General features: G+C 62.6%; 22 protein-coding genes. 9 read left to right on the plus strand and 13 right to left on the minus strand.

Going from position 1 to position 24,730, the window contains the following annotated elements; translation table 11 throughout:
* The 6 genes from AC5J09_RS24590 to AC5J09_RS24615 form a co-directional block, all read right to left on the minus strand.
* The gene (locus AC5J09_RS24590) at positions 1-1,290 is read right to left on the minus strand and encodes a DUF6638 family protein (RefSeq protein ID WP_275597530.1); all 1,290 of its coding nucleotides are present in this window, start codon (positions 1,288-1,290) and stop codon (positions 1-3) included.
* Positions 1,291-1,471: 181 nt separating this feature from the next.
* Positions 1,472-1,873 (minus strand): endonuclease domain-containing protein, encoded by a 402-nt coding sequence (locus AC5J09_RS24595; protein WP_494298743.1) that lies wholly within the window; start codon positions 1,871-1,873, stop codon positions 1,472-1,474.
* A gap of 162 nt (positions 1,874-2,035) precedes the next feature.
* Complete coding sequence (locus AC5J09_RS24600; protein WP_494298744.1) at positions 2,036-3,952, minus strand: AAA family ATPase; 1,917 nt, start codon at positions 3,950-3,952, stop codon at positions 2,036-2,038.
* Between the two features lie 3 nt (positions 3,953-3,955).
* Positions 3,956-5,104 (minus strand): hypothetical protein, encoded by a 1,149-nt coding sequence (locus AC5J09_RS24605; RefSeq protein ID WP_494298746.1) that lies wholly within the window; start codon positions 5,102-5,104, stop codon positions 3,956-3,958.
* Positions 5,105-5,165: 61 nt separating this feature from the next.
* Complete coding sequence (locus AC5J09_RS24610; RefSeq protein WP_494298747.1) at positions 5,166-6,254, minus strand: hypothetical protein; 1,089 nt, start codon at positions 6,252-6,254, stop codon at positions 5,166-5,168.
* Positions 6,255-6,412: 158 nt separating this feature from the next.
* Complete coding sequence (locus tag AC5J09_RS24615; protein WP_324762148.1) at positions 6,413-7,000, minus strand: thymidine kinase; 588 nt, start codon at positions 6,998-7,000, stop codon at positions 6,413-6,415.
* A 307-nt stretch (positions 7,001-7,307) separates the two neighbouring features.
* On the opposite strand from AC5J09_RS24615, the gene AC5J09_RS24620 reads away from it, so the two are divergent.
* The 8 genes from AC5J09_RS24620 to ade all read left to right on the plus strand — a co-directional run bounded on the left by AC5J09_RS24620 (position 7,308) and on the right by ade (position 15,426).
* Positions 7,308-8,264, plus strand: coding sequence for a choline ABC transporter substrate-binding protein (locus AC5J09_RS24620; RefSeq protein ID WP_100671859.1), 957 nt, complete (start codon positions 7,308-7,310; stop codon positions 8,262-8,264).
* A 155-nt stretch (positions 8,265-8,419) separates the two neighbouring features.
* Positions 8,420-9,265, plus strand: a complete 846-nt coding sequence (gene choW / locus AC5J09_RS24625; RefSeq protein ID WP_003535852.1) for a choline ABC transporter permease subunit — start codon at positions 8,420-8,422, stop codon at positions 9,263-9,265.
* A complete protein-coding gene (gene choV / locus AC5J09_RS24630; RefSeq protein WP_324762149.1) occupies positions 9,262-10,311 on the plus strand; it encodes a choline ABC transporter ATP-binding protein in 1,050 nt (349 codons plus the stop codon). Before choW ends, choV begins: the two co-directional genes overlap by 4 nt.
* A 33-nt stretch (positions 10,312-10,344) precedes the next feature.
* Positions 10,345-11,088: a HugZ family pyridoxamine 5'-phosphate oxidase gene (locus AC5J09_RS24635; RefSeq protein WP_494298748.1), complete on the plus strand. Its 744-nt coding sequence runs from the start codon at positions 10,345-10,347 to the stop codon at positions 11,086-11,088.
* A gap of 118 nt (positions 11,089-11,206) precedes the next feature.
* On the plus strand, positions 11,207-11,551 hold the full coding sequence (locus tag AC5J09_RS24640) for an ArsR/SmtB family transcription factor (RefSeq protein ID WP_020487479.1): 345 nt from the start codon (positions 11,207-11,209) through the stop codon (positions 11,549-11,551).
* Between the two features lie 138 nt (positions 11,552-11,689).
* Positions 11,690-12,223 (plus strand): ATP-binding protein, encoded by a 534-nt coding sequence (locus AC5J09_RS24645; protein WP_494298750.1) that lies wholly within the window; start codon positions 11,690-11,692, stop codon positions 12,221-12,223.
* Positions 12,224-12,312: 89 nt separating this feature from the next.
* On the plus strand, positions 12,313-13,641 hold the full coding sequence (aptA, locus tag AC5J09_RS24650; protein ID WP_018095695.1) for an omega-aminotransferase AptA: 1,329 nt from the start codon (positions 12,313-12,315) through the stop codon (positions 13,639-13,641).
* Positions 13,642-13,728: 87 nt separating this feature from the next.
* Positions 13,729-15,426 (plus strand): adenine deaminase, encoded by a 1,698-nt coding sequence (gene ade, locus AC5J09_RS24655; RefSeq protein ID WP_494298751.1) that lies wholly within the window; start codon positions 13,729-13,731, stop codon positions 15,424-15,426.
* A gap of 45 nt (positions 15,427-15,471) precedes the next feature.
* On the opposite strand, the gene bglA is transcribed toward ade, so the two are convergent.
* Complete coding sequence (bglA, locus tag AC5J09_RS24660) at positions 15,472-17,115, minus strand: beta-galactosidase BglA (protein WP_127710157.1); 1,644 nt, start codon at positions 17,113-17,115, stop codon at positions 15,472-15,474.
* Between the two features lie 133 nt (positions 17,116-17,248).
* On the opposite strand from bglA, the gene AC5J09_RS24665 reads away from it, so the two are divergent.
* Positions 17,249-18,166, plus strand: coding sequence for a sugar kinase (locus AC5J09_RS24665; RefSeq protein ID WP_494298752.1), 918 nt, complete (start codon positions 17,249-17,251; stop codon positions 18,164-18,166).
* A 54-nt stretch (positions 18,167-18,220) separates the two neighbouring features.
* Here AC5J09_RS24665 and AC5J09_RS24670 read toward each other — a convergent pair whose 3' ends face one another.
* From AC5J09_RS24670 to AC5J09_RS24695, 6 genes are read right to left on the minus strand one after another with little or no spacing between them, the layout of a single operon-like run.
* The gene (locus tag AC5J09_RS24670) at positions 18,221-18,988 is read right to left on the minus strand and encodes an ABC transporter ATP-binding protein (protein ID WP_494298753.1); all 768 of its coding nucleotides are present in this window, start codon (positions 18,986-18,988) and stop codon (positions 18,221-18,223) included.
* On the minus strand, positions 18,985-19,818 hold the full coding sequence (locus tag AC5J09_RS24675; RefSeq protein ID WP_494298754.1) for an ABC transporter ATP-binding protein: 834 nt from the start codon (positions 19,816-19,818) through the stop codon (positions 18,985-18,987). The genes AC5J09_RS24670 and AC5J09_RS24675 overlap by 4 nt, the downstream gene beginning before the upstream one ends.
* The gene (locus AC5J09_RS24680) at positions 19,815-20,747 is read right to left on the minus strand and encodes an ABC transporter permease (protein ID WP_100671867.1); all 933 of its coding nucleotides are present in this window, start codon (positions 20,745-20,747) and stop codon (positions 19,815-19,817) included. The genes AC5J09_RS24675 and AC5J09_RS24680 overlap by 4 nt, the downstream gene beginning before the upstream one ends.
* A complete protein-coding gene (locus AC5J09_RS24685; RefSeq protein ID WP_033047285.1) occupies positions 20,744-21,805 on the minus strand; it encodes an ABC transporter permease in 1,062 nt (353 codons plus the stop codon). Before AC5J09_RS24685 ends, AC5J09_RS24680 begins: the two co-directional genes overlap by 4 nt.
* A gap of 23 nt (positions 21,806-21,828) precedes the next feature.
* Positions 21,829-23,469: an ABC transporter substrate-binding protein gene (locus tag AC5J09_RS24690; protein WP_100671868.1), complete on the minus strand. Its 1,641-nt coding sequence runs from the start codon at positions 23,467-23,469 to the stop codon at positions 21,829-21,831.
* 47 nt (positions 23,470-23,516) lie between these two features.
* Positions 23,517-24,572 carry a dipeptidase gene (locus AC5J09_RS24695; protein ID WP_494298755.1) on the minus strand — a complete coding sequence of 352 codons (1,056 nt, stop codon included), beginning with the start codon at positions 24,570-24,572 and terminating at the stop codon, positions 23,517-23,519.
* Between the last annotated feature and the right edge of the window lie 158 nt (positions 24,573-24,730).

Here is a 24,730-nt window from a genome sequence, read left to right on the forward strand (position 1 = left end):
TTATTCCTCTTTGAGACCGTAGAGCTTATGACGGAAGGCGGCCTTGTCCTTGAGATATGTGCCGGTCAGTGTCGCAACAACATATTCGCGGAACTTTTCGCTGTAGCCCTCATAGGCTTTGTAGAAGCCTTGCTTGTCGAATACGAATCGCGAGACGAAATCGCGAGGGACGAGTTCGGAGATCAGGCGGTTGACGAGCCATTGATCCGGATGCTGCGGGGCGGCCCGGACGAGCAGAAACCGGTTCTCCGGGGCGACGTCCTGCATCCTGATCGTACCCGTCGCGGCGATCGCCCGCGCCATTTCCTGGAGGAAGGGATAAATCCCGTCGCGCGCCACGAGCGCGGCATTGCGGTGGATCCAGGTCTGGAGCCATATCCGGTCGACACTCGTCAGATCGGCCTGCGGATCGGCATCGTTGACGAGCCCACGGATCACCATGTCCGCGCGATGCTGGAAGAGGCCGGACTCCTGCACCCAGGATGCCTGCGGCAATTGCAGCCGGTTGGTCGTCGCCAGAAAGTCATAGATGCGGGCGTGGTCGGTTATGGCAATGTAGCTGACCTGCCAGGGCCGCGACCGGCGGAAACCGGGCACGGAGGGGTCGCAGATGACCGTCGTCGTCTTCTCGTCGAGAAAGACGTAGACGCCGCCGAAGTGATTTGCCCAGAAGGCCTCATGGCGGAAGACGAGTTCGTCCGGCACGAGCACGTTCTGCCTTATGTCGCCGGTCGTCCTGGCGAGTTCGACCATCCGATCGAGCATCGCGTCGTCCGCCCACGCGTTCGGCACCTTTTTCAGCCGGTCGACGAGCTCGCGCAGTTCGGTCGCCTTGCCGAGCATGTCCTCGGCCGAGAGCACCCGGAAGCGGACTTCGTTGATGGAAAGCAGATCGTCAATGTCCTCGACGACCGAGACCGAATCCTCGATCTCGCCGTAGAGCGCATCCTTGATGGTGATCGCATTGATCGCGCGGCCATTGGCGTTGAAGAATTCGTGCATCAGCGCCGCGGTGTTTGAGAAGCTCGTGTGCACGACCGGCAGCTCCGCCTGCGCCGGCGTCAGGATGATGAAGCGCCGGTTGACCCGGTTCGGATCCAGATAGTCGCGGTCGCCGATTTCCTCGGCGATTTCGGGTGAGAAGCCGGTCATGTCGATGCTGAACCGCTGAAGAGCCGTCGGCTTCAGCCCGAAGCCTTTGAGAGCCTTGTTGTAGCGCGAGACGAGATGCGGTTCGGAAATGTCGAGCAGCCGTCCATAGATGAGCTCCGCTTCCAACAGGCGCTTCATGCGGCGATGCTCCTCAGCATTCTGCCCCTCACCCTAGCCCTCTCCCCGCGCGCGGGGAGAGGGGACACCGTCGTGGTCTGCTTCAACCTCCCCAGCCAGAAGCAATCTCGTCCCCTCTCCCCGCCTGCGGGGAGAGGGTTAGGGTGAGGGGCGGACCGAGACGCCGATTTCGACGCCCGACTCATCTCTTCTCCCCCGGAATGAAGGTCAAATCAGCACTCCTCATTGCTCCCACCATCCGCTTTTCCAGGACCGCCACGATCATTTCCAGCACCGCCGCGCGGTCATTGAAGACGTCCGTATTCCAGAAGCGGAGCACACTCCAGCCATTCGTGACCATGAACGCGTCGCGCCTCTCATCGCCGCTGCCGATCTGATGCTGACTGCCGTCGACCTCGACGACCAGCCGCTCATCGCGGCAGGCGAAATCAGCATAGTAACGACCGATGGGGACCTGCCGGACGAACTTGAAGCCGTTTAGTCGCCGGCCTCTCAGTTCCGACCAAAGGAGCGCTTCTGCTTCATTGTCGCTTTGCCGCAGACCTCTCGCGCGTTCTGTCTGACGTTCGTTCGCTCCTCTCATGCTTGCGGGTTGCCCCCTCACCCTAGCCCTCTCCCCGCGCGCGGGGAGAGGGGACACCGTTGTGTTCAATCGCACCCGATAACGCGCCCAAGGGATCTCGTCCCCTCTCCCCGCCTGCGGGGAGAGGGTTAGGGTGAGGGGCAAATGCCGCGAACACAACCTTCATCCCTGCCACCTGCCCTCGCGCTTCATCGTCTCGATCTCTCGGATCGCCCTCTCGCGCTGACGCTCGCGGCGGATGATCTCGCCGACGGCCGCATCGTCGGATTTGTCGGTGTAGCGGAACTCGCTATCCGCATAGCGGTTGATTTCCTGCAGCACCATGTCGATGGTGATCGGGCCTCGCAGTTGCTCGATCATCGCCTTTTTCTCGTCGTAGGACCTGTGCATGAACGAGCCGGCGTCCCTGAACCAGTCGTCGGGCAGTTCGACGTCCATGGCCCTCAGCTTGACGGCATCGGTGATGTTCCTGATGGCGCGCCCGGTGAAGCGGGGTTCCGCCTCCTTGATCATGTGCAGATAGGCGCCGACATCGGCGAGCGTGGCGATCTTGCCCTTCTCCTTCTGATGCCGCTCCCAGACAGCGGCAAGCCCCTCCTCCTGCGGTCGCGCATGCGCGGCATAGGATTGCGAGACGGCGCGCTTGATCTCCTGACCGGCATAGAGGTCGTGCTCGCCGAGAGGGATCTTGTGGTTCTTGCCGACGAGCAGCGCGAAGATGTCGATGTAGTCGTCCTCCGTCTGCGGCCCGTCGACCAGCCAGCGCGCACCGGCCCGCTGGCGCAGCGCGTCGTCGACATTCTCGGGATAGTTGGAGAACATGCCGAAGGTGCAGTTGCCGCGCACCACCGTCGAGGCGCCGGCGAAGCTCTCCATCAGCACTGCCGTCACCTCGTGCTGACCGGCCGAGGCACGGTCGTCGGAGCGCTTTGCCGCCACCTGGTCGACATCGTCGATCGTGCCGAAGCCGATCGCCCGCGGGTTCACGACATTGTTGACGAATTCCTTGCAATTCTGGCCCGATTTGCCCTGATAGGAGGAAATCTGGTCGACGCCGAAATTCTCGTAATGGAAGGGATAACCGGCGATGCCGCAATATTCGTGCAGCATGCCGGCGAGCATCTGGATCAGGATCGTCTTACCCGTACCCGGCATGCCGTCGCCGATGAAGGTGAAGAGAAAGCCGCCGAGTTCGACGAAAGGGTTCATCTGCCGGTCGAAGTCGTAGGCCATCAGCATCTTGGCGAGCTTCAGCGCCTGGTACTTGGCGATGTGATTGCCGATGATCTCCTCGGGCTTCTTGAAGGTCATCACCAGCGGCTTGCGCTTCTGCCCGGGCGCGACGTCGAAACCGTTGAGCGTAAAATCGTCCTGGTCGAGCCGGATATGCACGCTCTCGAAATTCTGCAGACCGGTGAAACGCGCCTTGCGCGCAATCAGACCCTCGATCGCGATGCGAGAAAAGGCCCGGGATCGTGCGACCAGCGCGAGCTCGTCCGGCGCACCGGCGATGCTGCGGTCGAGACCGGCGACCATGGTTTTCAGCGCATCCTGCGGCGTGTCGAAAAGGAAATCCGGCTCCGCGGCATCGTCCACCGGCTCGCCCTCTTCCTGCAGCGTCGCGCCGAGATAGGCGGCAAGCGTGAAGGCGGCGATATAGGCCGAAGCGGAGAGCAGCGCTTTGAAATGGACCGCATCCTCGCCGGTAAGCGGCGCGGTGGCGTTACGCGCCTGCAACTGTTCAAGGTTCGTCTGCCGCGCGAAGACATCGGCAACCGCCAGCGCCACCTGGATGCCGCGACGCGTGCGATAGAGCACCGAATGCTGCGCCGGCGACAGGAGCGGGTCGGCGCTGCGAACCGCCTGGATGGTGCGTGCGAGTTCGACCTCGCGGCTGCGGCGCTGACCGCCGGTCGAGACCGTCGAGACGAAACGGCGCCCCGTCCCTGCCAGCGGCGTGGCGGCCGCGCCATCGTCCCGCTCGATAACGGCAAGCTTGGTGACCAGGCTCTGCGCCACCGCCTGATGTCTGGCGATCTCGTCCTCATGCAGTGTCGTCAGCCCTGTGTTCAATGCCATGGCTCAGACCTCGCTCACCACCTGGTTGCCGGATATGACATGCACCTTGTAATCGCCGAAGACCTGGGCGGCCTCGCCGGAGGCATAGAGCGCCTGGTACGCGTCGTGCGGCACCAATGCATGCTTCTCATATGCGCTGACCCCCATGCGCGCCGCCTCCAGATCGGCGGTGTCGATGTGGAACTCTTCCTGCGCCTGGGTGGAGGACCAGAAGCCACGCGTTGCCGGCCGCTCCGCCTTCGAGAAGACCTCCTGCACCGTCCAGGTGAGCAGCCACGCATTCTCGGTCTTGCGCACCCTGGAGAGAATGTCGTTGACCCTCGCATTGTTCTCGGTGATGCCCGCCGAATAGAAGGGGCCGAGCACGATCCGGCGAAGCTGCTTCGGATGCAGTTCGGGGAAGTCCCTGTCGAGATTTGTGGCGATCGTCGCCGGCGTCAGCGAATAGGCGCTGTTCTTGGAGGCGAAATCGTCAAAACGGCTTGCGAGCTCCGGATTGAGCAGGCCGCCGACCGGCAGCGGAATCTCGACTCCCGGATTGAGCTTGCCATCCTCGGTCACCAGCATCTCGACGATATTCTCCGAGGAATCCTCGATCGTCGCCATATAGATCATCGGCAGCGTCTGGCTGCCGTCGAACGCGCCCCAGGAAACGACGTAATAGGGCCGCATCGTCTTCGGATTGACCGCGACCCGGATCGTCTCCGGCAGGATGAACGGCGAAAAGATATCCCCTTTGCCGATCTGCTCCAGATAGAGCCTTTCGGCCATGCGAACCTGAAGCGCTTCGGGAAACGCCCTCTGCCTCAGGATGAAATCGACCATTTCCTCGCGCAGCGCATCGGCGGAAGGAATGCTCGCAAGCCGCTTCTCCGCATTCTGCCGGTCGTTTTCGAGTTCCAGCACGTTCTGGAAAACCGGAAAGCCGCTTTCGGCGCGCGAGATGCGAAACTGTTCGACGAAACCGATCCGGTTTTCCCAGCAGGCGATCGAGGCTTTCAGCCGGGCAAGATAGGGACCGATGACTTCGCCGACGACGCTGTCGCGGTAAAGCGGCGAATTGCGGTCTCCGAGGAAGAGCTCGAGCCCTGCGAGCGCCGCCCGGACGGAGCCGAAATATTGCCTGACGGCCGAAGGAATGGCGGTATTCATGGCAGCTCTCCCGGCAAATGTCGAAAGGCGGTCGCAGATCGGATCATTGCCGCCTTGCCGATCACTGCTTCACATAATTTGCTGCATTATGCTTGTCCATCACCGTCTGGAAGCGGCGCGCGAAGGCGTCGTCGGCGAGTTTCTTGCGCCGCTGGATATCCTGCGTCGCAAGCATGTTCTTTTCATGCATCTCGAGCAAATCGCCGATGTGGCGCTGTGCGGCCGCGCCGATCCCGGCCATGGTCTCCTCGGCGGCCGTGTCCACCTGACTGCCGAGCGTGTTGATCTTGTGCGCCACGTCCTGCTGCGCAGCCGTCTTCAACGAATCTTCCAGTGCCTTGTAGAGAACGATGCGCTGTTCCGTGTCGATGGTGAGCTTGTTGATCAGCGTGTTCTGGGCCGCGATCTGGTTATTCAAAGAATCGACGAAGGTCTGGAACATGGCCGTGTAGCGCTCGAGCGTCTGGCTCTCGGCCAGAAGCTCCTGTTCCTTCGCCTGCTTTTCATTGTATTCGGTCGCAAGCTGCGAGCGTTCGCCTTCGAGGTCGGTTCGGGTCTTCTGGTCTGTCGAGGCGGCGATCCTGTTCTCGATATCGAGCAGCAGCGGGTTGAGCTCTTCGATCCGCTTCTGAGTCTGTTCCAGCGCAGCCATCGTGCCCTTGCGGCGCTCGATCACCTGGACGAGGCTCTGCTCGGAGGTCTTGTAGCGCTGGTCGAGAATCGCCTTCTGGTCCTTGAGGATGCCGACGATGGTATCCGATTTCGACAGCAGTTCCTGCAGGTTCCCTGCAAGCGACATGTTGCGCACGCGATCGGTCCGCAGCCTCTGCATCTTCTGCTTCGAGAAGATTCCGATGAACTTCTCGTAGCCGGTGTAGCTCTTCATGCTTTCGAACTCGGCACCGAACACGTTGGTGGCGTCCTCCAGTCCGATGATCAGATCGGCGATGTTGGCTTCCATCACCTTCTGCTGGTTGACGACGTCCTGAATGCGGGCGTTCTCGATATCGAAATTGACGTCGCCGAGCTTGGTGTCCGCCTTGGCGAATTGCTCGAGAACGACGCCGGACTGCTCGAGCTTGCTGCGCATCTCCTTGACGACGGTTCTGGTCTTCTCGATCTCGGTGTCAAAATTCTGAAGCGTCGCCATTGCCTTCTCCCCTAAGCCAGCCAGCAGTGCGAGCGGACTATTTCAGCCCTTGATTGCACTTATATAAAGGATGTTTAGCACGGATCGACAAGGGCGGTGGCCGCTTTTTCAAGCGCACGACAGTAGGGCCGGTGCATCGCCGCCGGCCGGCTTGCGCCTCACCCTTCGCGCATCCGGTCTTCCCAATGGCGACGACAATAGGAGACGTATTTCTCATTGCCGCCGACGTCCACCTGAGCGCCCTCCCGCATGACCTTGCCGCAGCCGTCGAGGCGAACGACCATCGTTGCCTTGCGCCCGCAATGGCAGATGGTCCTGACTTCGCGCAGCTCATCCGCGATAGCGAGCAGAGCCATGGAGCCGGGGAAGAGCTTGCCCTGGAAGTCCGTCCTCAGGCCATAGGCCATGACCGGAATGCCGAGGCGATCCGCCACACGCGCCAACTGCCAGACCTGATCTTCACCGAGGAACTGCGCCTCGTCCACGAAGACGCAGGCGATTTCACCGGAGCCGTCGCCGTTCAGGCGCTCGATCAGCGCATGGAGATCGTCCTCGCTGCGGAAGGGGATCGCCTCCGATTCCAGCCCGATGCGAGACGCGATGCGACCCTGGCCGGCGCGGTCGTCGAAAGCTGCGATCAGCATCACGACGCGCATGCCGCGCTCCTGATAGTTGTAGGCGGCCTGCAGGAGCAGCGTGCTCTTGCCCGCATTCATCGTCGCATAGCTGAAATAAAGTTTGGACATGGTCCCATCTCCGGACATTGTGCCCGCTACATGACGGGGCACGCGTCCGATGACCAGAGCATCCCGCAGCGACTCACAGATTTCCGAGAGGGCGCACATGCGATGGCCCGCAAGTCCTGCTCGCATCGGGGGGGCGGTATTTCGCGGGCATTGCGACATCAGGCGTCGCTTTGTGCATCCCGTTAATGTACTGAGGCAATACACTTCTTTAAACGCCAGGGCGCTTGAATTCGCGCTTCATTGGTGTTTGGCTAACGCTTCATTGGTGTTTGGCCAAAAAAGAACACAAGGCAGGGGAACGACGACGATGATAAGGACGCTTTCTCTCAAATTCACGTTGGCGGGAGCCGTTTGCATGGCAACCCTGACCGCCGGAAGCGCTTTTGCAGCCGAACCTGAAAGCTGTGGCACGGTCCGCTTCTCCGACGTCGGCTGGACCGATATCACAGCGACCACGGCGACCGCGACGACCATCCTCGAGGCGCTCGGCTACGAAACGGACGTGAAGGTCCTGTCTGTGCCGGTTACCTACACATCGCTGAAGAACAAGGACATCGACGTCTTCCTCGGCAACTGGATGCCGACCATGGAAGCGGATATCGCCCCCTACCGCGAGGATAAATCCGTCGAGACGGTGCGCGAAAACCTCGCAGGCGCGAAATACACGCTTGCGACCAATGCCAAGGGCGTGGAACTGGGCATCAAGGACTTCAAGGATATCGCAGCCCACAAGGACGAACTCGACGGCAAGATCTACGGCATCGAGCCGGGCAATGACGGCAACCGCCTGATCATCGACATGGTCGAAAAGGGCACCTTCGATCTCAAGGGCTTCGAAGTCGTCGAATCCTCCGAGCAGGGGATGCTGGCGCAGGTCGCCCGCGCCGAGAAGTCCGGCGACCCGATCGTCTTCCTCGGATGGGAACCGCATCCGATGAACGCCAACTTCAAGCTCACCTATCTTTCCGGCGGCGATGACGTATTCGGCCCGAATTACGGCGGCGCGACGGTGCACACCAATGTGCGCGCCGGATACACGACCGAATGCCCGAACGTCGGCAAGCTTCTCCAGAACCTTTCGTTCTCCCTCCAGATGGAGAACGAGATCATGGGCAAGATCCTCAACGACGGCGAAGACCCGGAGAAAGCTGCGGCCGCGTGGTTGAAGGACAATCCGCAGAGCATCGAACCCTGGCTTGCGGGGGTCACGACCAAGGATGGCGGCGACGGACTGGCCGCGGTCAAGACCGCCCTCGGCCTCTGACCGGCGGCAGATCACGCGTGGCATTTTGAATTGCTGCATGTTCCGTGCTCAAATCGGCTCCGATATGGGAAATGCAGTGAGGCGGGGAAACACCCCGCCTTTTTTCCACCGGTCTTTTGACCTGAGTGTTGACCCTGGCAAGAGGACCCTGTTTCGTGGAATTCCTGACTGAAAACCCCATCCCGATCGGCGCCTGGGCGAAGTCTTTCGTCGACTGGCTGACGACGAATTTCAACCTGTTCTTCGACCAGCTCGCCAACGTGCTTTCGGCGATCATTTCGGTCCTGCTCTACATCCTCCAGACGCCGCACCCGCTTATCATCATCGCCGTCGTGACGGCGCTCGCATGGTGGTTCCGCCGCTCCCTCGGCATTGCCGCCTTCACCTGTCTCGGGCTACTCCTGATCGTCAATCAGGGCTATTGGCAGGAGACCACGGAAACGCTGGCGCTGGTCCTTGCGGCAACCTTTGTCAGCATGGCCGTCGGCGTGCCCCTCGGCATAGCTGCGGCGCGCCGTGCCTGGATCTACTCGATCATGCGGCCGATCCTGGACCTGATGCAGACGATCCCCACCTTCGTCTACCTCATTCCGGCGCTGATCCTTTTCGGACTCGGAATGGTACCGGGGCTGATCGCCACCGTCATTTTCGCCATTCCCGCGCCGATCCGGCTGACGCGGCTCGGCATCATCTCGACGCCGCCGGCGTTGGTCGAGGCCGCCGAATCCTTCGGCGCGACGCCCTGGCAGGTGCTGCGCAAGGTCGAACTGCCCTTCGCCATGCCGCAGATCATGGCAGGCCTGACCCAGACCATCATGCTGTCGCTCTCGATGGTGGTGATCGCAGCGCTGGTCGGTGCCGACGGTCTCGGCGTGCCCGTCCTCAGGGCGCTGAACACGGTGAACATCGCAAGGGGATTCGAGTCCGGTCTCTGTATCGTCATTCTCGCGATCGTTCTCGACCGTCTTTTCCGCTCGTCCGATGAAGGAGAAGGCGCATGACCGACGCCGTCGTTTTCAAGAATGTCGACATCATCTTCGGCAAAAACCCGCAGATTGCGGTGCAGATGGTCGACCAGGGCAAGACGCGCGACGAGATCGGTGCCGCCACAGGCCTGGTACTGGGCGTCGCCGGCGCTTCGCTGACCATCAATGAAGGCGAGATCCTCGTTCTGATGGGGCTGTCCGGCTCCGGCAAATCGACGCTGCTCAGGGCCGTCAACGGCCTCGCGCCGGTGGTGCGGGGCGAGGTCGAGGTCAAGACCGCGAACGGATCGCTGAACCCCTATCGCTGCAACGCCAAGTCTCTGCGCGACTTCCGCATGCATACGGTCTCGATGGTGTTCCAGCAGTTTGCGCTTCTGCCGTGGCGAACGGTGGCGGACAATGTCGGCTTCGGGCTCGAACTGGCCGGCGTCGCCGATGCCGAACGAAGAAAGCGCGTCGGCGAGCAGCTTGAACTCGTCAACCTGGCCAAGTGGGCGGACCGCAAGGTCAACGAGCTCTCGGGCGGCATGCAGCAGCGGGTCGGCCTCGCAAGAGCCTTCGCCACCGGCGCCCCGATCCTGCTGATGGACGAGCCGTTTTCGGCTCTCGACCCGCTGATCCGCACGCGCCTCCAGGACGAACTGCTCGAATTCCAGCGGCGGCTGAAAAAGACGATTCTCTTCGTCAGCCACGATCTCGACGAGGCCTTCCGTATCGGCAACCGCATCGCCATCATGGAAGGCGGAAGAATCATCCAGTGCGGGACGCCACAGGAGATCGTGAAGGAGCCGGCAAATCAGTACGTGGCCGATTTCGTCCAGCACATGAACCCGATCACCATGCTGACAGCGAAGGATGTGATGCAGACCGGCGTCGGGCGAGCCGCCGCCAGTACCGGCGTTTCGGCAACGGCCAGGCCCACCACGCCGCTCGTCGATATTCTCGACGCCATGTCGCGTCAGCCGGGCAGCATAGGTGTGGTCGACAACGGCTCCGTCGTCGGGACCATCGACGCCCAGAACATCGTCGAAGGATTGACGCGCCACCGCAACAAAAGTTGACGCGGCACGCTGGCCCGCCGGAAGGAGTCGATCATGAGCGAGAAACCCAGTGTGCTGCGCGAGACGGACGAGGAAGCACGCAAGCTCGCCCGGGTGCTTCTTCGTTCGGCGAGAAGCGGCGCGCTTGCCGGGATCGAGCCGGAGAGCGATGGTTTTCCCTTCGTCAGCCGTGTACTCGTCGGCATCGATATCGACGGAACGCCGGTCATCCTCGTGTCGCGGCTGTCGACGCATACTCAAGCGCTCACGGCGGACCGGCGCGCTTCGCTGCTGACCGGCGAGCCGGGCAAAGGCGACCCGCTCGCCCATCCGCGCTTGACGATCCAGTGCGAGGCGGAGGCCGTCCCGCGCGATTGCGCGCTCCACCGGCGTCTTCGCGAACGATTCCTTCGCCGGCACCCCAAGTCCAAGCTCTATGCCGATTTTCCGGACTTCGGCTTCTTCCGTCTCAACCCGCTGCGGGCAAGCCTCAATGGCGGCTTCGGCCGCGCCTATGTGCTGACGGCGGAGGATCTCGCCATCGCTTCGCCGGCCGCTGCCGCCATCGCGGAAATGGAAGGCGGCGCGATCGAGCACATGAACGCCGATCACGCCGAAGCCGTGAGATATTATGCAACCACTCATTGCCGCGCACCGGAAGGCGACTGGAAGATCGTCGGCATCGATTCGGCAGGGCTCGACCTGTCGGACGGCGACCGTCTGCGCCGCCTGGAGTTCGAGACGCCCCTTGCCGACGAGGCCGAATTACGGCCAATTCTAAAAAAACTTTACCGTTAATCGCATCTTAGCTACCCCCATTTCTTGCAGGGGGTGGTTGCCCTTTTATGCATCACGGCTAATTATCGTGCTTCATCAATCATAACTACGTGTGATGAATTCTCGCATGGAGCACACGATGCAGCCTCTTCCGCCTGAAAAACACGAGGACGCCGAAATAGCAGCCGGTTTCCTTTCGGCCATGGCAAATCCGAAACGCCTGCTCATCCTCGACTCTCTCGTCAAGGAGGAAATGGCGGTTGGCGCCCTGGCCCATAAGGTCGGGCTGAGCCAATCGGCTCTTTCTCAGCACCTCTCGAAGCTTCGTGCGCAGAATCTGGTCAGCACCCGTCGTGACGCACAGACGATCTACTATTCGAGCTCGTCCGGCGCCGTGTTGAAGATTCTGGGCGCACTATCCGACATCTACGGCGAAGACACCGATGCCGTGGACGAAAAGCCTCTGGTTCGCAAATCGGCGTAACTCCCAGCACGTCCGTTCGACCGAACAGCACGCCTCATCAAGCCCCGCCGATCCGATCGCGGGGCTTCATTTTTGGCGGGCGAGCCTTCTCGGTCCCGTCGCAGACTGGCCCGCAACATCGTGCTACATGATCATGCCATGAACCTTGAAAGCGAAATTCTCATCCTCACCGGGCCACCCGGCTCCGGAAAGACCACGACAGCGCAGGCGCTCGCGGCAGAGCCAGGATCATCGAAGGTCCATCTTCACTGCGACGACTTCTGGCATTTCATCAAACACGGGGCGATACCGCCCTATCTGCCCGAAGCTCACGAACAAAACGCCGTCGTTGTCGACGTGTTGACGAAAGTTGCCGCAACCTACGCACATGGCGGCTATTTCGTCATTGTGGACGGCATCGTCGGACCGTGGTTCCTTGAACCATTCAGGAAAATCACGGCACCGCTCCACTACGTCGTTCTGCGTCCGTCGCTCGGTGTCGCCATCCGGCGCTGCCAACAGCGCGGCGGGGACACATTGACAGACCCCGTGCCCATCGCGGCGCTTCATCAGCAGCTCTCATCGCTCGGCCCCCTCGAGCGGCATGTTCTCCCGACCGAAGGACACACTCGGGAGGACACGCTGAGTGCCCTGATCGAGGCCCTGGAAAGCGGATCGTTTCGCCTGGCTTGACGCCCATCGGCGGGCTGATAGTTTGACCAACGGGTAAAGAATCCGCCCCGGCAAATCCAGATTGCCGGGACTCGACGAGGAGGAAAGACATGTCCAACCGCCTGAACACCACGCCCAACGACCTCAGAGCCTTCTGGATGCCCTTCACGGCCAACCGGCAGTTCAAGAAGGAACCGCGGCTGTTCGTCGGCGCCAAGGACATGTACTACACCACCCATGACGGGCGGACGGTTCTCGATGGAACTGCAGGGCTCTGGTGCGTCAATGCAGGTCACTGTCGTCCGAAGATCACCGAGGCGATTCGCGAACAGGCGGGCGAACTCGACTACGCGCCGGCCTTCCAGCTCGGCCATCCGAAAGCCTTCGAGCTCGCAAACCGGCTGGTCGACATCGCGCCCGAGGGCATGAACCACGTCCTCTACACCAACTCAGGATCGGAATCGGTCGATACCGCCTTGAAGGTGGCTCTCGCCTACCACCGCGCCAAGGGCAATGGCTCGCGCTTCCGCCTCATCGGCCGCGAGCGCGGCTATCACGGCGTCAATTTCGGCGGTATTTCGGTCGGCGGCATCGTCGCCAACCGAAAGATGTTCGGCACGCTGCTGACGGGCGTCGATCACCTTCCGCACACGCATCTGCCTGCCAAGAACGCCTTTACCCGCGGCGAGCCCGAGCACGGCGCCGACCTCGCGGCCGAACTCGAGCGCATCGTCACCCTGCATGACGCCTCGACGGTCGCCGCAGTCATCGTCGAGCCCGTCGCCGGCTCGACCGGTGTTCTCATCCCGCCGAAGGGCTATCTCCAGAAGCTGCGCGAAATCTGCACCAAGCACGGCATCCTGTTGATCTTCGACGAGGTCATCACCGGCTACGGCCGCCTCGGCACGCCCTTTGCCGCTCAATATTTCGACGTGAAGCCGGACATCATCACCACGGCCAAGGGGCTTACCAATGGCGTCATTCCGATGGGCGCGGTCTTCGTGACATCGGAAATCCACGACGCCTTCATGACCGGGCCGGAACACCTGATCGAGTTCTTCCACGGCTACACCTATTCGGGCAATCCGATCGCCTCGGCCGCGGCGCTTGGAACGCTGGATACCTACAAGGAAGAAGGGCTGCTGACGCGCGCCGCCGAACTTGCCCCCTACTGGGAGGAGGCGCTGCACTCGCTGAAGGACTGCCCGCATGTCATCGACATCCGCAATATCGGGCTGATCGGCGCGGTCGAACTCGAGCCGATCGCCGGCGAGCCGACAAAGCGCGCCTTCTCCGCCTTCCTCAAGGCTTACGAGAAAGGTCTGCTGATCCGCACTACGGGCGACATCATCGCATTGTCGCCGCCGCTGATCATCGAAAAGCAACAGATCGACGAGCTTTTCGACAAGCTGCGCGACGTTCTGAAGAACAATATCTGAGGCATTCCTGCCAAAGGCAAAATCCTTTCCCCGGATACGGGGAGAGGGTTATTGTCATGAAATCAATATCAAGGACGAGGTGCACGCATGTCCGAAGCGCTGGAGCGTCTCATCGATCAGGGCGTCGGCCGCGAGCCGGCGGACATCGTGCTCAAGGGCGGGCGGTTCTTCGATCTGGTCACCGGCGAGCTGGTCGCCTCCGACATCGCCGTTTCGGGCGAGCGGATCGTCGGCACCTGCGGCGACTACCAGGGCCGTGAGGAGATCGACGTTACCGGCCGCATCGTCGTTCCCGGCTTCATCGACACGCATCTCCACATCGAATCGTCGCTCGTCACCCCGCACGAATTCGACCGCTGCGTGCTGCCGCTCGGCGTCACCTCTGTTATCTGCGATCCGCACGAGATCGCCAATGTGCTCGGCACCGAAGGCATACAATATTTCCTGGATTCGGCGACAGAGACGATCATGGACATCCGCGTCCAGCTCTCCTCCTGCGTGCCGGCGACCCATCTGGAAACGTCCGGTGCCGACCTGCCGATCGAGCGCCTCACGCCCTTCCGCCACCACCCGAAGGTGATCGGCCTTGCCGAGTTCATGAACTTTCCCGGGGTGGTCAACAAGGATCCGGTTTGCCTCGCCAAGCTCGATGCCTTCCAGGACGGTCATATCGACGGCCATGCCCCCCTGCTCCGCGGCAAGGAACTGAACGGCTATCTCGCCGCGGGGATCCGCACCGATCACGAATGCACGAGCGCGGAGGAAGCGCTCGAAAAGATACGCAAGGGCATGCACATCCTCGTTCGCGAAGGTTCCGTTTCCAAGGACCTGCAGGCCCTCATGCCGATTCTCACCGAGCGGCTGTCGCCCTATCTGGCCCTCTGCACCGACGACCGCAACCCGCTCGATATCGCCGAGCAGGGCCATCTCGACCACATGATCCGCACGGCTATCGCCGCCGGCGTCGAGCCGCTCGCCATCTATCGTGCCGCTTCGATTTCCGCCGCGCGCGCCTTCGGCCTGCGCGATCGCGGCCTCGTGGCACCTGGCTGGCGCGCCGACCTCGTCGTCGTCGACAGCCTGGAAAATTGCAAGGCCGAACTCGTCCTCTCCGCCGGCCGGCGCGTTACGGATGCCCTCTTCGCCGGGCGCAAGCCGGTCGAGCCGGTGGGGCTCGACAGCGTCAAGGCGCGTGAGGTCAAGGCTGCGGACTTCGGCCTCCCCTACAATGAAGGCGAGACTTCGGTGCTCGGCGTCCTGCCCGGCAAGATCATCACCGAACACCGCCGATATCGCCTGCCCGCCGAAGGCAACCGGACCGGCGTCGATCTCGACCGCGACATCATCAAGGTCGCCGTGATCGAGCGCCACGGGGTCAACGGCAATCATGCCAATGGCTTCGTCCAGGGCTTCGGCCTGAAAAAGGGCGCGATCGCCTCCACGGTCGGCCACGACAGCCACAATATCTGTGTCGTCGGCGTGAGCGAGGAGGACATGGCTGTCGCCGCCAACCGGCTCGGCGAGATCAAAGGCGGCTTCGTCGTCGTCGAGGACGGCAAGGTCACCGGCGAGATCGCCCTGCCCGTCGCCGGCCTGATGAGCCTTGAACCGCACGAGCGCGTGCGCGATACGCTACACCATCTGCGTCAGGCCGCGTTTGCGCTGGGCGCCACGCTGGAAGAGCCCTTCCTGCAACTTGCCTTCCTGCCGCTGCCGGTGATCCCGCATTTGAAGATTTCCGACCGCGGGCTTGTCGATGTGGACAGGTTCATGCTGATCGGGTGAAGGTCGAGGCGCGGCATTCGCTGACGCAGCCGCACCTCGACTCCACTACCGCAACCTCCCGCAGAAAACGTCGAGCGCGGCGAGACTGATCGCATTATCCGCGAAAACCGGTGCAAAACCGGGCATGGGATGCGGCTCGGCGACGAGCGTCGTCGGGAGGTGAAACGTCTGCGGCTCCTGGGTCAGGTTGAAGACGAACAGCAGCCGCTCGCCTTCCTTTTCTCTGGTGAAGACCAGAAGGTCCTGGTTGGTGCCCAGGAAGGTCATGTCTGCGTCGACCAACGCGGACTGCGCCCGACGGAACGCAAGGGTCTGGCGATAATGCTCGAGCACCGATCCTTCGACGCCCTCCTGTGCATCCACCGCCAGCCTTCGGTGCCCGTCGCGCACCGGCAACCAGGGAGCCCCCTCGGAAAAGCCGGCATTCGTCAGCTCTCTTTCCCAGACCATCGGGGTCCGGCACCCGTCGCGTCCGGCGAAGGCCGGCCAGAAGCGGATACCGTATGGGTCGCGCAATTCTTCGAAGGCAAGCTCCGCCTCCGGCAGGCCGAGCTCCTCTCCCTGATAAAGGCAGATGGTGCCTCGAAGGCTGGCAAGCAGCGAGATCGCAAGCTTCGCCACGCGCTCCCGGTCGGCCTCGCGCGGCGCGAAGCGGCTGACATGACGCATGACGTCGTGATTGGAGAAGGCCCAGCAGACCCAGCCGTCCGTCACCGTAGACTGGAAATTCTCGACGCAGCGGCGGAAGTGGCGCGCGGTGAATTCCGGCCCGAGCAGGTCGAAGGTATAGCACATGTGCAGCTTGTCGCCGCCGCTCGTATAGGCGGCAACCGTCTGCAGCGAGCGTGACCCGTCGCCGACCTCCCCCACCGTCGCACGGCCGCCATATTCATCGAGCAGCGCTCGAAACCGGCGCAGGAAACCGAGGTTTTCCGGCTGCGTCTTGTCATAGAGGTGGTCCTGCATGCCGTAGGGATTGACCTCCGGAGCATCGCGGCTCGTTGCATCCGGATCCGGCACCAGCGGCGGATTGTCCCGCAGAAGCTTGTCGTGGAAATAGAAATTCGCCGTATCGAGCCTGAAACCGTCGACCCCGCGGTCGAGCCAGAAGCGGACCGTCGCGAGCACCGCCTCCTGAACCTCCGGGTTGTGGAAGTTGAGGTCCGGCTGCGACGACAGGAAGTTATGCAGGTAATATTGCCGGCGCACCCCGTCCCATTCCCAGCCCGGACCGCCGAAGATCGAAAGCCAGTTGTTCGGCGCCGTGCCGTCCGGCTTCGGGTCGGCCCACACATACCAATCCGCCATGGCATTGGTCCGGCTCGAGCGGCTTTCGACGAACCAGGGGTGCCGGTCGGATGTATGCGAGATCACCTGGTCGATGATCACCTTGAGCCCCAGCCGATGGGCCTCCGCCAGCATCTCGTCGAAATCGGCAAGCGTGCCGAACATGGGATCGACGTCGCAATAATCCGAAACGTCATAGCCCATGTCCGCCTGGGGCGACGTGAAGAAGGGCGAAAGCCAGATGGCGTCGACCCCGAGCGAGGCGATATGGGGAAGCCGCCGGGTGACACCGCGAAGGTCGCCCATTCCGTCGCCGTCCGTATCCTGGAAGGAGCGCGGATAGACCTGATAGATCACCGCTCCGCGCCACCAGTTTTCGTTCGATCCAGATGCCGCCGGCATGCGCAGCTCTCCATGGTTGGTTCAGCAACCCAGATTTATCTTCACCGCTTCTTCGAGTAAACGCCGCCGTCAACATTCGCTTGCTCGCGCAGTGACATGCGCTTAATTCGGATCAGCGGAAAGGGAGGACTGAATGACGGGCAAACTGCTTTCGATCGGCGAATGCATGGTGGAACTCATGCAGGCGGAAGGCGACATGCTGCGCAAGGGCTATGCCGGCGACACCTTCAATACCGCCTATTACGCCCGGCTCTTCCTGCCGGCGGACTGGACGGTCGATTATTTCACGGCCGTCGGAACCGACACGGTTTCGGACGAGCTGCTGGCCTTCATCGAGAGCACCGGCGTCGGCGCGGCGCACATCCGCAGGATCGAAGGGCGAACGCCCGGCCTCTATATGATCCACCTCAAGAACGGCGAGCGCAGCTTTTCCTACTGGCGCTCGACTTCCGCTGCGAAACTGCTCGCGGACGATCCCGATCGGCTCCGGACGGCGATCGAGGCGGCGAATGTGGTGTTCTTCTCGGGAATCACCCTGGCGATCCTGTCGCCGGAGGCGGCAGAAACATTGCTTGCGGAGCTTCGGCGGGCAAAGGCGGGCGGGCGGCAGGTCGTCTTCGATCCGAACATCCGGCCACGCCTTTGGGACGACGCCGCACGGATGCGCGCGACGATCGAAGCCGGTGCGCGTGCGGCAACGATGGTGATGCCGAGTTTCGACGACGAGGCCACGCATTTCGGCGATGCATCCGTGGAAGCGACGATCGAGCGCTATCGGGAACTCGGCGCCGAAAACGTTGTGGTCAAGGATGGTGAAAACGGCGTCACGCTCGATTTTACGGGTGAAGACCGGGTTCACGTTCCCGCCTCGCAGGTTTCCGCCGTCGTCGATACGACCAGCGCCGGCGACAGCTTCAACGGTTCCTTTCTCGCCCGTCTTGCCAGCGGCGACAGTCCGGCCGATGCCGCGGCCTTCGCCGCCCGTGTTGCGGCCGCCGTGATCGGTCACCATGGCGCGCTGATCGGACGGGACAAGCTGCCGCGGGGTTAAAGCGCGATCCGGGTGAAGGTGGCAGCAAGCCCCCCTGCCGGGCGGAGGGGTACCCTACGCGCTTCGTGCCGCCGCCTCCCGCCGGAACCCCTTGCTCGCGACCATGAGATTGCGCGTATATTCCTCGGCAATGCGGCCGGCGACCAGGTCGGCCGAGGTCAGCCGCTCCACAACGCGGCCGTTCTGCATCACCGCCAGCCGTTCGCACATATGGGTGACGACGCCGAGATCGTGGCTCACCATGATGAAGGTCAGGCCGCGGTCGCGCCGCACCTCTTCGAGGAGGTTCAGCACTTCCGCCTGCACGGACGCGTCGAGCGCCGAGGTCGGCTCGTCCAGGAGCAGGATCGAGGGTTCCAAGATGAGGGCGCGTGCGATCGCGACGCGCTGGCGCTGGCCACCGGAGAGCTGGTGCGGATAGCGGAAGCGGAAACCGGATCCGAGGCCCACCTCGTCCAGGGCCTTCAGGATGCGGCGCTCGCCGTCGCCGATGCCGTGGATCGCCAGAGGCTCCATCAGCTGCCGGTCGACCGTCTGGCGCGGATGCAGCGACCCGTAAGGATCCTGGAACACCATTTGCACCGCCCGATAAAAGGCCTTGTCACGACGCGTGCCACGAACCTCGCGGCCTGAAACCCGGATCGTTCCTTCGCTTGCCGCGGTGAGACCGGCGACGGCGCGCAGCAGGGTGGACTTGCCCGAGCCGGATTCGCCGACGAGACCGAAGGACTCGCCCTTCGCGACATCCACGCGGACGGCATCGAGCGCCTTGAACTCGTCGAAGACGACGCTCAGATTTTCGACGGATACGGCCTCGGTCATAGCGCCCACTCCGGTTTGCGGTCGAGCACCGGCAATGGATGGCGATCCGCCCCGATCACCGGCATGCAGTTCAGGAGACCTCGTGTATAGGGATGCTTGGCGTTGCCGAGTTCCGATGCGGCGATCTCCTCGACGATCCTGCCCGCATACATCACCAGAACGCGGTCGCAGAAGGAGGAGACGAGGCGCAGGTCGTGCGAGACGAAGATCAGCCCCATGCCGCGTTCCGCCACCAGCTTGTCGAGGATCGCGAGGACTTCGAGCTGAACCGTCACGTCGAGCGCCGAGGTCGGCTCGTCCGCGATCAGGAGTTCCGGCCCGGCAACCAGCATCATGGCGATCATCGCCCGTTGTCCCATGCCGCCCGAGACCTCGTGCGGATAGAGGTCGAAGACGCGGGAAGCATCGCGGATCTGCACGGCCGCGAGCATGTCGAGCGCCCTCTCCCGCGCTTCCGCGCGGCCGACCTTCTCATGCCGCCGCAAGGTCTCGACGATCTGCCGTCCAATGCTCATCACCGGGTTCAGCGAATATTTCGGATCCTGCAGGATCATGGCGATGCGCTTGCCACGCAGGTCCCGCCGGAGTTTTGGGGAGGCCGAAAGAAGATCGATCCCTTCGAAGGCAAGCCGTTTCGCCGTCACTTCCGCGTGCGGCGGCGTCAGCCCCATGATGGCACGGCCCGTCTGCGACTTGCCCGAGCCGCTTTCGCCGACGATGCCGAGGCGCTCGCGCCCGAGGGTAAAGGAAACCCCGCGAACGGCCTCGACAACCCCGGCGCGCGTCGGGAACCGGACCCGGAGGTCCTCGACTGTCAGAAGCGCGCTCATTGGCCGCTCTCCCGGGGATCGAGCGCATCGCGCAGCCCGTCACCGAGCAGGTTGAAGCCGAGGCTGACGATCAGGATGGCGATGCCGGGCATGGTCGCCACCCACCACTGGTCGAGGATGAAGCGCCGGCCGGAGGCGATCATGGCGCCCCATTCCGGCAGCGGTGGTTGCGCGCCGAGGCCGAGGAAGCCGAGGCCCGCGGCCGTCAGGATGATGCCGGCCATGTCGAGCGTAACGCGGACGATCAGCGACGACATGCACATGGGCATGACATGGCGGAAGACGATGCGCAGGGGCGAGGCGCCCATCAGCCGCACAGCGGCGATGTAATCGGAGTTGCGCACCGTCAGCGTTTCGGCGCGGGCGATGCGCGCATAGGGCGGCCAGGAGGTGATGGCGATCGCGATCACCGCATTTTCGATCCCCGGGCCGAGCGCCGCGACGAAGGCCAGCGCGAGCACGAGCTTCGGAAAGGCGAGGAAGATGTCGGTGATGCGCATGAGGACCGCGTCGACCCATCCGCCGGCATAGCCGGCGACGGCGCCGACGATCAGGCCGACCGGTGCCGCGATGACTGCGACGAGAAGGACGACGAGGAGCGTCAGCCGCGAACCGTGTATCAGCCGGGAGAGGATATCGCGGCCCTGGTCGTCCGTGCCGAGCAGGTAGCCCTCGCTGCCGGGCGGCAGAAGCCGCGCGCCGGCAAGGTTTCCGATGACCGGAGAGTGAGGCGCGAGCGCATCGGCGAAGATCGCAACGAATACGAGCGCCAGCAGAATGCAAAGGCCGAGCACCGCAAGCCGGTTGGCGGAGAAGCGCCGCCAGGTCATATAGGCACGGCCGAGCCGAGCCTGGGTCCGCGACTGCGGGCGATCTGAAAGCAGCCACTCGCGGCGCGTCATCGGGCGTGTTTCGGTGGCAAGGCTCATCGGGCGCGCGTCCTCGGGTCAAGCGTCCGGTAGAGAAGATCGGACAGGAGATTGATGGCGATGAAGACCGATCCGATGATGATCGTGCCGCCGAGAACGGCATTCATGTCGGCATTCTGCAGTGAATTGGTGATGTAGAGGCCGAGCCCCGGCCAGGCGAATACGGTCTCCGTCAGGACCGACCCTTCGAGCAGGCCGGCATAGGAGAGCGCGATCACCGTCACCAGCGGCACCGCCGCATTGCGCAGCGCGTGCGTCCATATGATCCGCGCCTCCGAAAGGCCCTTGGCTCGCGCCGCAACGATATATTCCTGCTGCAGCTCGTTCAGCATGAAGCTGCGGGTCATGCGGCTGATATAGGCGAGCGAGAAATAGCCGAGCAGCGAAGCCGGCAGGATGATGTGCCGGAAGACGTCGCGGAAGACGTCCCATTGGCCCTGCCAGGCCGAGTCCAGGAGGTAGAAACCGGTGGCCGGCGTGAAGCTGTATTCGTAGACGATATCTATGCGGCCGGGATAGGCGACCCATTGCAGCCGCGCATAGAAGACGAGCAGCGCGAGCAATGCCAGCCAGAAGATCGGCACGGAATAGCCCACGAGGCCGATGACGCGAACAACCTGGTCGGCGATGCTGCCGCGCTTGACGGCGGCGAGAACGCCCAGCGGCACGCCGATGAATGCGCCGATCAAGGTTCCGAGCGTCGCGAGTTCCATGGTGGCCGGAAAGACGCGGCGGATATCCGCCATGACCGGATTGGTGGTCAGCACCGAGGTCCCGAAGTCGCCGGTGAATGCTTGCCGGCAGTAGATGAAGAACTGCTGGTAAAGCGGCAGGTTGAGCCCCATCGCCTCGCGCGTGCGTTCCACGACGTGATTCGGCGCCCGATCGCCGAGAACGGCGAGCACCGGATCGATCGGGATGACGCGGCCGATGAAGAAGGTGACGGCGAGAAGGCCGAGATAGGTGGTTGCCACGACGACGAGAAACTGCAGTACCGCGACAAACGCCTTCCGGGAACGGGCGCGCCGGCGCCCGCTCATGGGTTCAATTCCGCTCATGCTCAAGGGAACGGTCCTTTCGACTATTCCTTGGATACGTTCCAGACGTAGTTGGTGTCGAAGCTCGGTCCGAGCTTGAAGCCCTCGACGTTGCCGCGGAGGCCGGCGACCTCCGTCTGCTGAAAGATCAGGATGAAAGGACTATTCTCGAGAACCGTCTTCTGCAGCTCCTTGTAGATATCGGCGCGCTTGGCGCTGTCGCGTTCGAGGAGCGCGTCCTTGGTCTTCTTGCTGAGTTCCGGAACGTCCCAGGCGTTGCGCCAGGCGAGCGTCTTGTTCGTGCCTTCGTCGGAATTGTCCGGATTGTTGGTGAAGGTATCGGCATTGGAGTGCGGATCGAAATAATCCATGCCCCACTGACCGATATACATATCGTGGTTGCGGGCGCGGTACTTGGTCAGCGTCTGCTTGCCGTCACCGGGAATGATTTCGAGCTTCACGCCCGCCTCGGCCAGGGTCTGCTGGAAAGATTCGGCAATGCCGGTCACCGGCTGGGTGTTGCGCACATCCATCGTGACCGTGAAGCCGTCGGGATAACCCGCTTTCGCCAGCAGTTCCTTCGCCTTGGCAACGTCGAACGTGTAGGGGTTCTCGTTGAGAGCACCGAGCACGCCCTTCGGCAGGAAGCTCTGGTGAATCTCGCCTATGCCCTTGATCAGCGTCGAGCCGATCGCGTCATAGTCGACCAGATACTTGAAGGCCTGCTGCACCTCGGGTTTTGCCAGCGTCTCGTTCTTCTGGTTGAGACTGATGTAGTAGACCGTGCCCTTCGGCGCGCTCGCCATCGCCAGATCGGCATTCTTGCCGACCGCCTCGTAGTCGCCCGGCTCGAGGTTTCGCGCCACGTCGATGTCGCCGGCTTCGAGCGCCAGCCGCTGGCCGGAGCTTTCCTTCATGTGACGGTAGATGACGCGGGCGAGTTTCGCCGGTTCGCCGTAGAAGTTTTCGTTGCGCTCCAGAACCACGACCTCGTTTGCGCGCCATTCGCGCAGCTTGAACGGACCGGATCCGGCGTAACCGGTCTTCAGCCATTCATTGCCGAAGTCGTTGTCGTATTTGTATTCGTCGCTCGGCGTAACGGATTTCACGTGCTCGAGCACGAGCTTCTTGTCCACGACGGAGGCGACGGTCGCCGTGAGACAGTTGAGCACGAAGCTCGGCGCGTAGGGTTGGTCGACCGTGAAGACGAAGGTCTCGGCGTCGGCGGCCTTCGCCTTTTCCGTGACGTTGTCGCCGGTGAGGCCGAACTGCGTAAGAATGAAGGCCGGGCTCTTGTCGAGCTTGACGGCGCGTTCGAACGAATATGCGACGTCCTCGGCGGTGATCGGATTGCCGGAGGCGAATTTCATGCCGGACTTGAGCTTGAACGTATAGGTCAGGCCGTCATCGGAGACCGTCCAGCTTTCGGCGAGGTCGCCGATGACCTTGGACGTGTCGTTGAGATCGAGCCGGACGAGCAGGCTGTAGGTGTTGCTGGTCATCTCGGCGGTCGACAGCTCGAAAGCTTCGCCCGGATCCATGGTGATGATGTCGTCGAACGCGAATCCCTCGACCAGCGTATCCTTCGGCGTTTCCGCGAAGGACGGCTGGGCCGCACCCATTGCCATGGCGAGTGCCGCCGAGGCGGCAAGAACTCGAAAACGTCCGTTGAGCTTGTGCATCATATCGCGCTTCCCTCTTTTAACCCTTCTCGGGCTTTTCTTCATGATGATCAGGCAGGCTTGTGCCACGCCTGACCCAGAACTCTCAGCCAGTTCTCCCGGCATATTTTCGCCAGGTCGGCGTCACCATATCCGGCGTCTTCCAGCGCGGCAACGAGCTTCTGATTCCCCGCCGCGTCGGCGATTTCCTCGGGGATGGTCGCGCCGTCGAAGTCCGATCCGAGCGCCACGCATTCGATACCGATACGTTCGACCAGATAGTCGACGTGGCGGACCATGTCGGAAAGCGGCGTCGTCGCGTTCTCCTGCCCATCGGGGCGCAGCATCGTCGTCGCATAGTTGAGGCCGACGATGCCGCGGCTCTCGCGGATGGCGTCGAGCTGCCGGTCGGTCAGATTGCGGGCGACCGGCGTCAGCGCATGAGCATTGGAATGGCTGGCGACGAGCGGCTGGTCGGTCGTCCTGGCCACGTCCCAGAAACCCTTTTCCGTGATGTGCGCGAGGTCGATCAGAATGCCGAGCCGGTTGCAGGCGCGCACGAGTTCGAAGCCGGCTTCGGTAAGGCCGGGCCCCGTATCGGGCGACATCGGGTAGGCGAAGGGAACGCCATGACCGAATACGTTATGGCGGCTCCATACAGGGCCGAGCGAGCGAAGTCCGGCGGCGTGGAAGGTCTCCAGCGCCGCGAGGTCGGGCCCGATCGCCTCGCAGCCCTCCATATGCAGGACGGCAGCAAACACCTCGTCGGCCATTGCCGCGCGTATCTCTTCAACCGAACGGCAAAGCCGCCAGGCGCCCGCGCGGTCGAGCTTGAACGCGATGTCTGCGAGCTCCATGGCGGTCGCGAGCGACGGCAAGTGGTCGAGCGGCGCCGCCATGGGCGTCGCGTAATGGCCATTCTCATCCGGCGTCTTGAGCACCAGATCGCCGGACGGGACGTAAATCGCACAGAGGCCGCCTGCGAGACCGCCTGCCCTGGCGCGCGCCGCATCGATGTGGCCCTTATCGGTGCCTTCCGAAAACTCGGCCACCGGGTCGGCACCGCCGCGTGCATGTTGCCAAAGGCGCAAAAGCACATCGTTATGGCCGTCGAAAACCGCCTGCATTCCCAAATTTTCCTTCGTTATATCAGGGAGATCGGATGGGACATCGCCACCGCGCGTCCGGACGGAGACGAAAGGCGATGCTATTGAAACGGACTGCGCATTTCAATGAATATCCGGGAATTTCAGTGGATAGGCTGTAGCGAAAACTTGCAGGAAGC

Source organism: Sinorhizobium sp. (genome assembly GCF_059070375.1).